13 protein-coding genes are annotated in these 12,472 nt (G+C 61.2%); 4 read left to right on the top strand and 9 right to left on the bottom strand.

Annotated features, from left to right (window positions below; genetic code table 11):
* Nucleotides 1–206: 206 nt before the first annotated feature.
* A complete protein-coding gene (serS, locus tag U5K31_04855) occupies nt 207–1,478 on the top strand; it encodes a serine--tRNA ligase (GenBank protein MDZ7772057.1) in 1,272 nt (423 codons plus the stop codon).
* A gap of 48 nt (nt 1,479–1,526) precedes the next feature.
* Here serS and U5K31_04850 read toward each other — a convergent pair whose 3' ends face one another.
* From U5K31_04850 to dusB, 4 genes are all read right to left on the bottom strand, one after another.
* Nucleotides 1,527–1,925, bottom strand: a complete 399-nt coding sequence (locus U5K31_04850) for a type II toxin-antitoxin system VapC family toxin (GenBank protein MDZ7772056.1) — start codon at nt 1,923–1,925, stop codon at nt 1,527–1,529.
* Nucleotides 1,922–2,158, bottom strand: a complete 237-nt coding sequence (locus U5K31_04845; protein MDZ7772055.1) for a hypothetical protein — start codon at nt 2,156–2,158, stop codon at nt 1,922–1,924. The genes U5K31_04850 and U5K31_04845 overlap by 4 nt, the downstream gene beginning before the upstream one ends.
* 141 nt (nt 2,159–2,299) lie before the next feature.
* Nucleotides 2,300–2,449 carry a hypothetical protein gene (locus tag U5K31_04840; protein ID MDZ7772054.1) on the bottom strand — a complete coding sequence of 50 codons (150 nt, stop codon included), beginning with the start codon at nt 2,447–2,449 and terminating at the stop codon, nt 2,300–2,302.
* A 134-nt stretch (nt 2,450–2,583) separates the two neighbouring features.
* Nucleotides 2,584–3,576, bottom strand: a complete 993-nt coding sequence (dusB, locus tag U5K31_04835) for a tRNA dihydrouridine synthase DusB (GenBank protein ID MDZ7772053.1) — start codon at nt 3,574–3,576, stop codon at nt 2,584–2,586.
* A 250-nt stretch (nt 3,577–3,826) separates the two neighbouring features.
* On the opposite strand from dusB, the gene U5K31_04830 reads away from it, so the two are divergent.
* Genes U5K31_04830 through radA form a run of 3 tightly spaced genes read left to right on the top strand, consistent with a single transcriptional unit; the run spans nt 3,827 to nt 7,387 of the window.
* Nucleotides 3,827–4,903, top strand: a complete 1,077-nt coding sequence (locus U5K31_04830; protein ID MDZ7772052.1) for a class I fructose-bisphosphate aldolase — start codon at nt 3,827–3,829, stop codon at nt 4,901–4,903.
* Nucleotides 4,904–4,914: 11 nt separating this feature from the next.
* Nucleotides 4,915–6,009 carry a lysylphosphatidylglycerol synthase transmembrane domain-containing protein gene (locus U5K31_04825; GenBank protein MDZ7772051.1) on the top strand — a complete coding sequence of 365 codons (1,095 nt, stop codon included), beginning with the start codon at nt 4,915–4,917 and terminating at the stop codon, nt 6,007–6,009.
* 1 nt (nt 6,010) lies between these two features.
* On the top strand, nt 6,011–7,387 hold the full coding sequence (gene radA / locus U5K31_04820; GenBank protein ID MDZ7772050.1) for a DNA repair protein RadA: 1,377 nt from the start codon (nt 6,011–6,013) through the stop codon (nt 7,385–7,387).
* Nucleotides 7,388–7,434: 47 nt separating this feature from the next.
* On the opposite strand, the gene rpsU is transcribed toward radA, so the two are convergent.
* The 5 genes from rpsU to U5K31_04795 form a co-directional block, all read right to left on the bottom strand.
* Nucleotides 7,435–7,632, bottom strand: a complete 198-nt coding sequence (rpsU, locus tag U5K31_04815; GenBank protein MDZ7772049.1) for a 30S ribosomal protein S21 — start codon at nt 7,630–7,632, stop codon at nt 7,435–7,437.
* 165 nt (nt 7,633–7,797) lie between these two features.
* On the bottom strand, nt 7,798–8,643 hold the full coding sequence (locus U5K31_04810; protein MDZ7772048.1) for a TIGR02757 family protein: 846 nt from the start codon (nt 8,641–8,643) through the stop codon (nt 7,798–7,800).
* A gap of 4 nt (nt 8,644–8,647) precedes the next feature.
* Nucleotides 8,648–9,742 carry an A/G-specific adenine glycosylase gene (gene mutY, locus U5K31_04805; protein ID MDZ7772047.1) on the bottom strand — a complete coding sequence of 365 codons (1,095 nt, stop codon included), beginning with the start codon at nt 9,740–9,742 and terminating at the stop codon, nt 8,648–8,650.
* Nucleotides 9,743–9,773: 31 nt separating this feature from the next.
* Nucleotides 9,774–11,384 (bottom strand): Ig domain-containing protein, encoded by a 1,611-nt coding sequence (locus U5K31_04800; protein MDZ7772046.1) that lies wholly within the window; start codon nt 11,382–11,384, stop codon nt 9,774–9,776.
* Nucleotides 11,385–11,428: 44 nt separating this feature from the next.
* The gene (locus tag U5K31_04795) at nt 11,429–12,403 is read right to left on the bottom strand and encodes an NAD-dependent epimerase/dehydratase family protein (protein MDZ7772045.1); all 975 of its coding nucleotides are present in this window, start codon (nt 12,401–12,403) and stop codon (nt 11,429–11,431) included.
* Nucleotides 12,404–12,472 lie beyond the last annotated feature (69 nt).

Here is a 12,472-nt window from a genome sequence, read left to right as displayed (position 1 = left end):
TATGTTAATGCCTAAATTTTCTATGTGAATGGAAAAGTAGACTTAATAAATTAGGAGGTCAAGCAGCATGCCATACAATAATTCGAAGGTTCGGCCTTCCCATGACAACGTCTCGATCCGCTGCCGGATAGGAAGTTCGCGGTTTCCCGTCTGGCCTGACTCCATTATCTTGGAGCGAAACGCCAACCCAGAATCAGCACGCCCCTATGCTCGACATCAACCTCATCCGCGAACAGCCCGATCTCGTCAGGGAGGGCATGAAGAAGAAGGGGGAGGGACCCCTGGACCTGGTAGACCAGGTGCTGGAGGCCGACCGCAACTGGCGCGACCTGGTGCAGCGCGTGGACGAGCTGCGCAACGAGAGCAACGTTAAGTCGAAAAAGATCGGCGAGCTCATGGGCAGCGGCGAGAAGGAGAAGGCCCAGGAGATCATTGCCGAGACCTCCCGCCTCAAGGAGGCGATCAAGGAGGGTGAGGAGGAGCTCAAGGAGCTTAAATCCGCTCGCGACGGGATGCTGCTGCGCATCCCCAACGTGCCGCACGAGTCGGTGCCTGTGGGCGATTCGGAGGAGGACAATAAGGTGTTCAAGAGCTGGGGCGAACCGGCGCGCGAAGAGTGGCGCCGACCCCACTGGGAGATGGCCGAGGAGGAGGGCTGGATCGATTTCGAGCGGGGCGCCAAGGTGACCGGTGCCGGATTCCCCTTTTATGTGGGTCCACTGGCCCGCCTCCAGCGCGCCCTTGTCAACTACTTTGTCAACAAGGCGGTGGAGGAGGGCTACCGTGAGCTGCAGGCCCCCTACGTGGTCAACGAGGATTCGGCCCGTGGCACGGGACAGATCCCCGACAAGGAGGACATGATGTACGAGGTGCCCAGGGACGAGCTTTACCTGATCCCGACGGCCGAGGTGCCGGTGACCAATTTCCATCGCGACGAGATCGTGGACGAGGAGGATCTGCCGCTGCGCTATGTGGCATACACGCCCTGCTGGCGGCGCGAGGCGGGCTCCTACGGGAAGGATGTGCGGGGACTCAACCGCCTCCACCAGTTCGACAAGGTGGAGCTGGTCAAGATGGTGCACCCCGACGCGGCCTTCGACGAGCTGGAGAGCCTGCGCGAGTATGCCGAGTCGCTGCTGGAGGATCTGGGGCTGTCCTACCGCACCCTGCTGATGTGCACCGGCGATATGGGCTTCACGCAGTCCAAGAAATACGACCTGGAGGTGTGGAGCCCGGGCCAGCAGCGCTGGCTGGAGGTGAGTTCCTGCTCCAATTTCGGGGGCTTCCAGGCTCGGCGCATGCAGCTGCGCTACCGGCGGACCGGCGACGGGGAGATCCGCATCCTGCACACACTCAACGGCTCGGGACTGGCCCTGCCGCGGGTGGTGGCGGCGCTGCTGGAGGCGGGCCAGCAGGAGGATGGCAGCGTGAAGCTGCCCGACGCGCTCATTCCCTACTACGGGAAAGCCACGCTGTAAGACGGCATTCCCATCCCTGTTTCGACCACCCGCACGGGGCAGATGCAGCTACCAAAGAAGTTTCAGGCCTTCCTGCCGGTATTTCCAAATATCTGCGTCACCTGTTACAAGCACCATGTCCTGTCGCATGGCTTGCCAGATAAGCATCCGGTCGAAGGGATCTCCGTGCCAGGTTCCAGGCAACTCATGGTATGTTGATGCCTCCTCCGGTGAGAGATGCAATAACCCGAAACCGGCTTCACCTGCGTGATGGGGAATTTCATGCGGATAGATTCCCTGCAGATCCAGTTTGCCGAGCGAGTATTTCAGGGATATCTCCCAAAAGCTGATTGCACTGACCAGTATTGCATTGCCTTGATCCTCCAGGGAAGAAACCACCTTGCCAGGCAATTTGTCCGGCCACAGGAGTGAGCAGATCAAGGTGTGGGTGTCGAGCAGGCAGGTCATTGACCGAGAAACTCCTCTTCGGTCATCTTGAAGTTTTCGGTGAAGGTGGCTTTGGCCTTGCCTTCCAGAAGTCCCAGCTTTCGCCTGGTCGGGCCAGCCGAAGGTTCCGAAACAAAGTATCCGACAATTTCTTTTTTCCTGCCGTAGGTTACGGCTACTTTCTTGCCCGATTTGACCCATTCTATTACTTCTGAGAAGCGGGTCTTGAATTCGCCGACGCTCATCGTTTTCATGGCTCAATGGATCTGGTGACCGTTTAACTAAAATATACGCTTAACTTGACAAGTTGACAAGAAGTATTGTGAACTAGGCTAGACGCGGGCGAGGTGCATGGGAGCTGCGCCGTGAACGGGCGGTCTGCGCAGAAAGAGTATTCAGGCCCGCGAGCCGCTGCTGCGCGTGGCCAGATACCAGATGAACCAGATGCCCGCTGCGATGAGCAGGATCAGCAGGAAGACCCCAAAGAAGATATAGGCCAGGTAGGGGATGATGACTACCGTCAGGATGGCGATGACAGCCTTCACCGGGATTGGAGTAGAAGGTCCAGGCGTTGAGCCCGGTAGCCAGGAGTCGAAGCAGTCGTTGCATCATGGTGTCGTGGTTTTGCCGGGTTTACCGTAGGCTGTACGCAGATTACGCGGCAAGGATTCACCGGCATTCAGGAGGCCTCCGCATACATCTCCTCGTCCCGGAAGGTGTAGAGCAGGTCAAGTATGGGCTCCATGTCGCTCTCCTCCATGATGGCGGCGCGGAGCTGCCGGCTGTTGCGCACGCCCTTCAGATATTGCCCGTAGTGTTTTTTCATGATCACCACGCCGTAGTATTCCCCGTGGTGTTTCACGGATCGCCGCAGCTGCTCGGCGCAGAGCTCGATGCGCTCGTCGATGGTGGGTTCGGGCAGCAGCTCGCCCGTCTCCAGGTAGTGACGGGTGCGGTCGAAGATCCACGGATTGCCGATAGCGCCGCGGCCGATCATCACCCCGTCCACGCCTGTTTCGTCGAACATCCGTTTGGCGTCCTCGGGCGAGGTCACGTCGCCGTTGCCGATGATTGGAATCTCCAGACCGGGAGTGTCCTTGAGTTTTTTGAGCCAATCCCACCGGGCGTCGCCCTTGTACTTCTGGCAGCGGGTGCGCGCGTGCACGGCCAGCGCCTTGATTCCCAGCTTCTGCAGCATGAGAGCCACCTCCCGGATGCGGATGGTGTCGTCATCCCAGCCCAGGCGTGTTTTTACGGTGACGGGCTTCGATGCCACGGCGTCCACCACCGAGCCGGCCATGCGCTCCATCAGCTCCAGGTCTTTCAGGCAGCCGGCGCCCGCCCCCTTCTTGACGATTTTGTGGACCGGACACCCGAAGTTGATATCCACCAGGTCGGGGTTGTTGCTCTCAGCCAGCTGCGCCGCGCCCTCCATGGCCTCCCCGCGGCTCCCGAAAATCTGCACGCCGAAAGGACGCTCCTCCTCCGAAAAGTCCATTTTCTTCATGGCGATGTCGGAGTCCCTTACCAGGGCCTCGGAACTGATAAATTCGGTGTAAACGATACTGGCACCCCGGCTCCGGCAAATCTGCCGGAAGGGGGAGTCGGTGACGTCCTCCATGGGAGCCAGCAGCAGGGGCTTTTCGCCCAGGTCGATGGGACCGATGTTCATGGTGTTTACGGGTATGTGCAGTCAAGGATGTAATGAGCGGCTGCCGCAAGGAACAAATATAAGAATTCTGGGCAGATCATATGCAGGTGCTTCCGGTGCGGGGTCGGGAAGGTCCCGCCCGTCATCTGCTGGCCTCCCCGTTGAGCTCGGTTCCGCCGTGCAGAAAATTCATAATTCCAGACAGATCACTTATATTTGATCACCACCGAGCGTAGTAGAAAACGATCAAGAAACCAGATGAGGAGTTGCCATGGCACTAGCTGCGAAAAGCATTGAAGAGTTACTGGGCAAGGAAGCGGATGACCTGCTCGGCCACGAGTGCGAGACCATCCCCAGCGAGAATCTTCACCTGCCCGGCCCCGACTACGTCGACCGGGTCTGCTATCACTCCGACCGCAACGCCCGGGTGCTTCGCAGCCTGCAGACCCTCTTCGGCCACGGGCGGCTCGCGGGCACCGGCTACCTCTCCATCCTGCCGGTGGACCAGGGCATTGAGCACTCCGGCGGCGCCTCTTTCGCACCCAACCCCGGGGGTTTTGATCCCGAGCACCTGGTAAAATTGGCCATTGAAGGGGGATGCAACGCCATTGCCTCCACCTTCGGCGTGCTGGGATCCATCGCGCGCCGCTATGCCCACAGGATTCCCTTCATCGTCAAGCTCAACCACAACGAGCTGATGACCCTCCCCAACCACTACGACCAGATCATGTTCGGTTCGGTGGAGCGCGCCTTTGACATGGGCGCGGTCGCTGTAGGCGCGACCATCTACTACGGCTCGGAGGAGTCGAGCCGGCAGATCCAGGAGGTGGCCGAGGCCTTCGAGCGTGCCCATGAGCTGGGCATGGCCACCATCCTCTGGTGCTATACCCGTAACTCCGGATTCAAGGTGGACGGCACCGACTACCACGCTTCGGCCGACCTGACCGGGCAGGCCAACCACCTGGGGGCGACCATCCAGGCCGACATCATCAAGCAGAAGCAGGCCACCAACAACGGCGGTTACAAGGCCCTCAACAACAATAACGGCTCCTACGGGAAATACGACGAGCGCATGTACAGCGAGCTGACCACCGACCATCCCATCGACCTGACCCGCTACCAGGTGGCCAACTGCTATATGGGACGCGCCGGGCTGATCAACTCCGGCGGAGCCAGCGGAAAGAACGACTTCCAGCAGGCGGTGCGTACGGCCGTTGTCAACAAGCGCGCCGGCGGCATGGGCATGATCAGCGGCCGCAAGGCCTTCCAGCGTCCCATGGAAGAAGGCGTCAAGCTGCTCAACTTTATACAGGACGTCTACCTGGACGAGAATATTACCGTTGCGTAAACCGCACACCCCTGAGCAAAGACCAGCAACATATTCAGGAGGACCCCAAAAGGTATTTCTCCAAGAAATACCTGCTTCTCTCCATCGGACTCAGTGTGGCGGGCATGGGCCTTGTCATCTACCTCACCTACACGCCCGGGGTCCTTGAGCACCTGAAACCCAAACGGCTGCCCGGCCTGTTCATCGCGCTGGCGGTCTCCATATTGCGGCTGGCTTTTTCAGCGGCCAAGATCCGCTATCTCTCCGAGAAGATGCTGGGCTGGATGGCGTCCCTGCGGGTGATGCTGAGCTGGGAATTCACCTCTTCGGTGACGCCTTCCATCATCGGCGGGGCGCCCATGGCCACCTACGCCCTCACCAAGGAGGGTTACAAGCTGGGACAGTCCACCGCCATTATCCTCTACAGCGTGCTGCTGGACCAGCTCTGGTTCGCCCTTGCCGTACCCATCCTGCTGGTGGCCGGCCTCTACTACGAGGTCATTCCCTCCAACATCGGAATGGTGGGCGAAGTATCCATGCTGCTGCTTTATGCCGGACTGCTCTCCTATGCCGGACTGATGGCCTACGGGGTGCTGCGCAATCCCAGCGCCATCAAGAAGGTGGTGTGCACGGTTTTCCGGCTGCCGCTGCTGCGCCGCTGGCGCGACAAGGTGGTGGAGGAGGCCGAGCACCTGGTGAAGTACTCCGACGAGCTGCGGGAGAAGCCCGCCAGCTTTCTGCTGAAAGCTTTTTCCCTCTCCACCATGTCATGGCTTTGCCGCGTGGCCCTGCCCACCATTGTGGTGCTTAGCCTGCTGCCCGCAAACGAGATCCTCTCGGTGCTGCGCAGCCTGGCCATGAACCTGGCCTTCCTCATCATGCCCACGCCCGGCGGCAGCGGCGGGGTGGAGGGCCTCTTCGCGCTTTTCCAGGGGCCGCTAATCGACCGTAAGGCCTTCATCGGGCTGGCCGTGTTTCTCTGGCGCATTATCAGCTACTACATCAGCATCGGTCTGGGCATGATGGCCACCACCTGGTACATCAACCGTTCCGTGGTGGATAACCATGCAGACGGGGAGGAGGGCGACGGCATGGCCGATGGCCTCAACGCCGGCGAATCAGTCTGACGTGGCCAAGTCGCGCATCACATACCTCTGCGACGAGTGCGGGCACACCTCCACCAAGTGGCTGGGCAACTGTCCGAATTGCGGCAGCTGGCACACCTTTCGCGAGTACAAGGTGGATCGCGACAGCGGCAGCTCCGGTTCGGGCTCCGACAGCCACAAGGGCAAGGTGGAGGGTTTGGAGGAGGTCCCGCCCCCGCGCCTCCTGGCCGACATCGAATCGAGCGACGAGGAACGTTTCCCTTCCAACATCCCCGAACTGGACCGCGTGGTGGGCGGGGGCTTCGTGCCCGGCTCCCTGGTGCTTATCGGGGGCGATCCCGGCATCGGCAAGAGCACCCTCACCCTGCAGATCGCCCGCGCCAACCCGGACTTGCGAATTTTATACTGCGCGGGAGAGGAGTCGGCTGCCCAGATCAAGCAGCGGGCGGCGCGCCTGGAGGTGGATTCCAGGAAGCTGCTTGTCTACACCGATACCGATGTGAGCAAGGTGCTGGAGGAGGCCCGCAAGATGAAGCCTGACCTGCTGGTGGTGGACTCCATACAGACGGTCTACCGCACGGAGCTCTCCAGCATGGCGGGAAGCGTGCAGCAGGTCAAGGAGTGCGCCGCCCTGCTGCAGCAGCTCGCCAAGCGAAGGAACATCACCACGCTGCTCATCGGACACGTGACCAAGGAGGGGGACATCGCCGGTCCGCGCGTGCTGGAGCATATGGTGGACACCGTGCTGCAGTTCGAGGGCGACAGCAACTACGCCTACCGTCTGCTGCGCAGCGTGAAAAACCGGTTCGGACCCGCGCAGGAGGTGGGGGTCTTCGAGATGAAGGAGAAGGGGCTGGTGGATGTGCTCAATCCCTCACAGCTGTTCCTGTCGGACTACGACGCCAGCGTGAGCGGCAATGCGGTGGTCTGCACCATCGAGGGCTCGCGCTCCCTGCTCATCGAGGTGCAGGCGCTGGTCACACCCAGCAACTACGGGGTGCCGCAGCGCACGGCCAACGGGTTTGACCAGCGGAGGCTGTCGCTGCTGCTGGCCGTGCTGGAGAAGAGGGGAGGTTACCAGTTCAGCGGGCAGGACGTCTACCTGAACGTGGCGGGCGGGATCCGGCTGACCGACACGGCCGGGGACCTGGGCGTGGTCTGCGCGCTGGTCTCCAGTTTGCTGGATAAGTCCCTGCCGGCCGAAACGGCTTTCATAGGGGAGGTGGGGCTGGGATCGGAGATCCGCTCGGTGAGCAAGCTGGACCAGCGGCTGGCCGAGATCCGCAAGATGGGTTTCAAGCGCGCCTACGTGCCGGACGGACAGGATCCGAAGGTGCCCGACGGGCTCAAAGTATATCCCTGCCGGGTGTTCCCTGAGGCCATAAAAAATGCCCTGTGACCGAAGTCACAGGGCATTTTGGAGGAGGAGGCGTAAACCCTTTTAAATTACTTGTACTGGTTGCGCTCGCGCCGGCGCTGGTCGCGGATGCTCTTCTTCAGCGCTTCACGGCGCTCTTCGGACGGCTTGGTGTACTGCTGCCGGTCCTTATACTCGTTCAGAATGCGGGAGCGCGTTACCAGCTTCTTGAAGCGGTTGATGGCGCGGTCTATGCTTTCGTTATCTCGAACTTCTACTCCAACCATGTGCGTATAAGATGTTGTTGCTTCGTTTTCAGACCCCTAATATAAGAATTTTTCGGAAAAATGTAAGTACCCACCGACTTTCTGACTCCCCGACTTCTAGACTTTAAGACTTCTGGACTTTAAGACTTCTGGACTTCCCGACTTATTAGACTTAGTAAGACTTAGTCAGACTTTTGGATTGACAAGGAATCTATCCGGAATAGGTTTCCCGGAAACCCCGAGGCCGAATAGCCCGAAGTCGTAGCGGGCAGGATCTCCCGGGTCAAGCTTGCGAAGCACGCCGGTAAGTTCGCGCACCGCCTTCCAATCGTTGTAGCGGCGCGTCAGCAATCCCAGCGCCCGCGCCTGCCGCGCCACGTGCACGTCCAGCGGAACCATAAGCTCAGACGGTGAGATAAAATCCATCAGCCCGGTGTCCACCGGTCCCTCCCGCACGCACCAGCGCAGGTAGAGGTAGAGACGCTTGCAGGAGCTGTTCTTTTCGGGATTGGAGATGTGCTTGCGGGTGCGCTGCGCCGCTTCCGGATGGAGGGCGAAGAACTCATCGTGGAAGAGGGCGATGAGAGGACGCTCCTGCCGCTGCGCCTCCTCGTGGCAGTGCCGCCAGAAGGCCTCCATGCCACCGTGGCGCTCCAGGGCGCTCTGCAGGATGTTGACCAGCCAGTAGATGTCCACCGGCTTGAAGGTGCGGTGTTTGAAGCCGTCCAGTCGGTCGCGCTCGCGCTCGCCGAAGTCGCGGATGAAACGGTTTGGCCGGTAGTCCATGCGCTTCATCAGGTCGTCCACCTTGGCGATCACCACGTCGCGTCGCCCCCAGGCCATCAGGGCCGCGAAAAAGCCGGCCAGCAGCCGGTCTTCCCGCTCCTCGAAGCTGTGCATGAAGAGCACGGGGTCTTTCTCGATATAGTCCGGAGTTTCCATGCGGCGGTTCCACATCTCCAGCCAGGGTTTCATGGCGCGGAGGGTCTCGGGCGGGCAGGCGTCGAGCTTTTTCGGCAGGTCCCTGGGCATGGGTTCAGATTTTCAGTTCCTGCTGTCCCCGGCCAAGGTTTTGCAGTTTTTCGGTGATGGCGCGGTTGGCCTTGGGGAAGGGGTAGTCGTCCAGTTCCTCCAGCGCCACCCAGCGCACCTCCTGGCTGTCGCGGGCCTCAGGCGTGCCACTGGCCAGGCTGCAGAGGAAGACGTTGAGGGAGACCGTCAGGTGCGAGTAGGCGTGATCCACCTTCATAAGGGGTTTTTCCACAACCACCTCTACGCCCAGCTCCTCGCGCAGCTCGCGCCGGACGGTTTCTTCCAGCTCCTCGCCGGACTCCTGCTTGCCGCCGGGAAACTCCCAGAGTCCCCCGAGCATGGCGCCTTCCGGACGCAGGGCGATGAGCACCGATCCCTCGCCATCGCGGACCACCCCCACGCCGATCTGGTGGTGGGGACGTTTTTTGGGCGGCGATTTGTAAGGGATCTCATCCTGGCGCGCCGTGCGTGCGGCCTCGCAGCCGTCCTGCAGTGGACACTTCCCGCAATCGGGGCTGCCTGGCGTACACACCATGGCGCCCAGCTCCATCACAGCCTGGTTGAAATCGCCCGGCCGCTCCGGATCGAGAAGCCCGTCGGCCAGCTCCTGCACTTCGTTCTTGACGGCGCTTTTGCGGATGTCACCGTCCAGGCCGAAGTAGCGCGTGAGCACGCGCAGCACGTTGCCGTCCACCACGGCATGGGGACGCCCGAAGGCGATGCTCAGCACCGCCGCAGCCGTATAGGGTCCGATGCCCTTCAGTCGGGTGATCTCCTCCCAGGAATCCGGCAGCTCGCCGCCGAACTCCTCCACCACCGTGCGGGCGGCCTCGTGCAGGTGGCGGGCCCGGCGGTAGTAGCCCAGGCCCTCCCATACCCGGAGCACCTCCTGCTGCCCGGCCTCGGCCAATATCTCCACCGTCGGGAACCGCTCGATGAAACGCTTGTAATAGGGCGCGGCCTGGTCAACGCGCGTCTGCTGCAGCATGACTTCGGAAACCCAGGTGCGGTAGGGATCGTTGATGCCGCGCCACGGCATCTCCCTTTTGTGGACGTCGTACCAGTCCAGCAGGGAGGAGCGGATGGAATCGTTGTTCACAGGGTCGTGCGCGCTTGGAGGTGCGAGAGAGTTAGTTGCCGTCGCTGTCGCCGGCCTCCAACACGCGGATGGTCACCTCGGTGGAGGAGGCGGCCCCATACTGGTCGGTGGCGATGATGCGGAAGTTGTGTTCACCGGTCTGCCGCTGCGAGGGGGTCCACATAAAATCCCCGGAGGTCTCGCCCAGGGAGGCTCCGTCGGGCAGGTCTACGCCCAGGTAGCGGATCAGGTCGCGGTGCATGCCGTCGGGGTCGATGGCGCGTACGGGGAGAGTGAAGGACTCGCCGACAGGGATGGCGAGGGTGCGCAGGGGCGAAAAGCGCGGCGGTGCGTTGAACGAGTTTACCTCCACACTGAAGCTGGTGCTGTCGGCGGCCCCGTTGCTGGCGGTAGCCACGATTTTAAAGCGGTGAGTGCCCACATCGCCCGATCCCGGCTGCCAGTAGAAGGAGCTTCCCCGTACCTCGGCATCGTCAACGGAAGACTGATAGGCAAACTGTACCTGGCTGGACGGAAAATCCTGGCCCAGGCTGAAGTTCAGCAGCACGGGCTTGGAGTAGGGCACAATCTGGTCGGGGATGGAATCAAGGCTGAGCTGACCGGGAAGGGGCCCGGAGGAATCCGCGTCCGCAGCCTCTCCCTCGGGTGCGCCGGAAGCGATTACGCCTCCCTCCACCACGCGGCTCACCTGGCTGTATTCGCTGAGCCATAGCTGTCCGCCGGTCACCGTAAAAGCGTAGCCTGCATCGCGGTCCTCTTTCCAGGGGGAGGGCGAGCGGCTGCGGTAGGAGGTCCAGATACGTCCAGTAGCGCCCTGGATCAGGTACCAGTCTCCCCAGGTTTCCAGCTTTACGACCGGCTCGCCTATGGAACCCAGCCGGGAGAGGTTGCCCGAGCCACTTATCTCGTAGATGTTGCCTCCGGCGTCGGTGCCCATCAGGGTCTGCCCGGATAGAAAAATACGCTGCAGTTCCTCGGAAAGGGCGAACTCCTGCTCCACCTGCGGGTTCTCCCCTCCAGCGTTCAGCCGGTAAAGGGTGGCCCCGGAGGAGAGGGCGTAGAGGCGGTCGCCTGAACTCTCCAGGTCGAGCACCTCGGCCGAGGCGAGTCCCCCGGCCTCCACACGGGTAAAGGCCGAGTCGACTGCAGAAGCCGACTGCAGGGAAACCCATCCGACTCCCCCATCTCCCAAGGCTGCGTACAGGCGCCGGTCGATGCGCTCGGCGTCGCGCGGCCTTTCGGGGAGCCGGGTGGAGGAGTAGACTCCCAGAACGGAGGTAGGTTCGAGCACCGTAAGCCGGGGGCTGTCGCCCCAGAGATAGGCGAAGCGGATGTCCGCTGACATGGTATTGCCCCTGCGCGCCATGCCGTTTGAGGTGTAGAGCCACTGCAGGGAGTCGGGTCGTGTTCGGAACGCCACCAGCCCCTCGGTCTCAGAAAGAATGTAGACGTGCGCCGGGGAGCTCGCCATGGCAAGTACCGAGGGGATCTCCATCACGAAGGAGTAGTCCTTCTGCAAATCGGGCTGGGCGTACAGGGGCTGCATGGCGCCGTGAAGGGCAAGCAGGCAGCCCATGAGACCGGCCAGCAGCGGAAGTCGCAGCAGAGCACGTTTCGTATATTCTGCCTGGTATGCGTACATAGAATGGGGGGTGTTTAAAGCCGTTGACGCGTATTCGCCTTGGTTCATAACCAGTGATGTTTCTTGTACCAGTGGATGGTGCGCGAGATTCCCTCCTCCAGGGAGTAACGGGGCTGGTAGTCCAGCTCCAGACGCGCCTTGTCGTTCGAGCAGGTCCACTCCAGGATCATCTCCCTGGCCTTCTCCCTGTTTAGAACGGGATAAACGCCGAAGAATGATGCGGATTTTTCCACTACCCCGGCGATTTTTTTCACCATGCCCGGCCGCACATAAAGTGGCATGGTCTTTTTGCCCAGCACGGTGGAGGTCACGCTGCGGATGAGGTTCCAGGTGTAGATCTCCGGCCCCGAAACGAAATAGGTGTGCACGCCGGGATCGTCCTGCCGGGTGGCGGCCATGATGCCCTCTACCACATCGCCCACATAGACCATGGAGATGCGGGGACGTTCTCCGTCGCCCACGATGGGACATATGCGTTTGTCGGCCATTTTGAAAAAGGTGTAAATCTGGTCCTCGCGCGGGCCGTAAACGGCCGGGGGACGCAGGATGGTGACAGACTCCTCCTCCCAGTCCATGCCGCGGACCATCTCCTCCATCTGTTTCTTGGAGCGACCGTAGTTGCTTACGGGCTGCATCGGATCGGCTTCGCTTAAGGGGCCGTTGCGGCTGGGGCCGGCGGCGGCCAGGGAGGAGAGTATCACGATCTTTCGGACGCCCTCCTTGTGGGCTACGCGCATTAAATTTTCGGTGGCATCCACATTGGCGCGGTGGAAGGCCCCGTAGTCCGGCGCTTTGACCAGGCCTGCCAGATGGTAGATTGCGTCGACGCCCCGCACCCCTTCGCGAAGCACGGTCAGATCGTGTAGATCGCCTTTTATACGCTTGAAAGGCTTGCCGGAAAGCCACTTGTCACTGCTCCGGACCAGGCAGCGGACCTCCTCGACTCCCTCCCGCGCCACAAGCTTGTCGACCAGGTGGCTTCCTATAAAACCGGTACCGCCGGTGACAAAGGCTTTCATCAAATTTTGTATATTTGGGGTCTTTGAAATCCGGAATCGGGTCCGGGCCGCGATTCTTCGGAAGATACA

This window comes from Balneolaceae bacterium (assembly GCA_034521445.1).
Classification (GTDB): Bacteria; Bacteroidota; Rhodothermia; order Balneolales; family Balneolaceae; genus JAXHMM01.
The sequence above is the reverse complement of the archived record's forward strand: the minus strand, read 5'-3'. Positions and strand labels throughout refer to the sequence as shown.

Excerpts from the sequence above, each read along its gene's own strand:
- U5K31_04795 (MDZ7772045.1), bottom strand. The coding sequence starts at position 12,403 with ATGAAAGCCTTTGTCACCGGCGGTACCGGTTTTATAGGAAGCCACCTG.
- U5K31_04850 (MDZ7772056.1), bottom strand. The coding sequence starts at position 1,925 with ATGACCTGCCTGCTCGACACCCACACCTTGATCTGCTCACTCCTGTGG.
- U5K31_04845 (MDZ7772055.1), bottom strand. The coding sequence starts at position 2,158 with ATGAAAACGATGAGCGTCGGCGAATTCAAGACCCGCTTCTCAGAAGTA.
- serS (MDZ7772057.1), top strand. The coding sequence starts at position 207 with ATGCTCGACATCAACCTCATCCGCGAACAGCCCGATCTCGTCAGGGAG.
- dusB (MDZ7772053.1), bottom strand. The coding sequence starts at position 3,576 with ATGAACATCGGTCCCATCGACCTGGGCGAAAAGCCCCTGCTGCTGGCT.
- rpsU (MDZ7772049.1), bottom strand. The coding sequence starts at position 7,632 with ATGGTTGGAGTAGAAGTTCGAGATAACGAAAGCATAGACCGCGCCATC.
- U5K31_04800 (MDZ7772046.1), bottom strand. The coding sequence starts at position 11,384 with ATGTACGCATACCAGGCAGAATATACGAAACGTGCTCTGCTGCGACTT.
- U5K31_04830 (MDZ7772052.1), top strand. The coding sequence starts at position 3,827 with ATGGCACTAGCTGCGAAAAGCATTGAAGAGTTACTGGGCAAGGAAGCG.
- U5K31_04810 (MDZ7772048.1), bottom strand. The coding sequence starts at position 8,643 with ATGCCCAGGGACCTGCCGAAAAAGCTCGACGCCTGCCCGCCCGAGACC.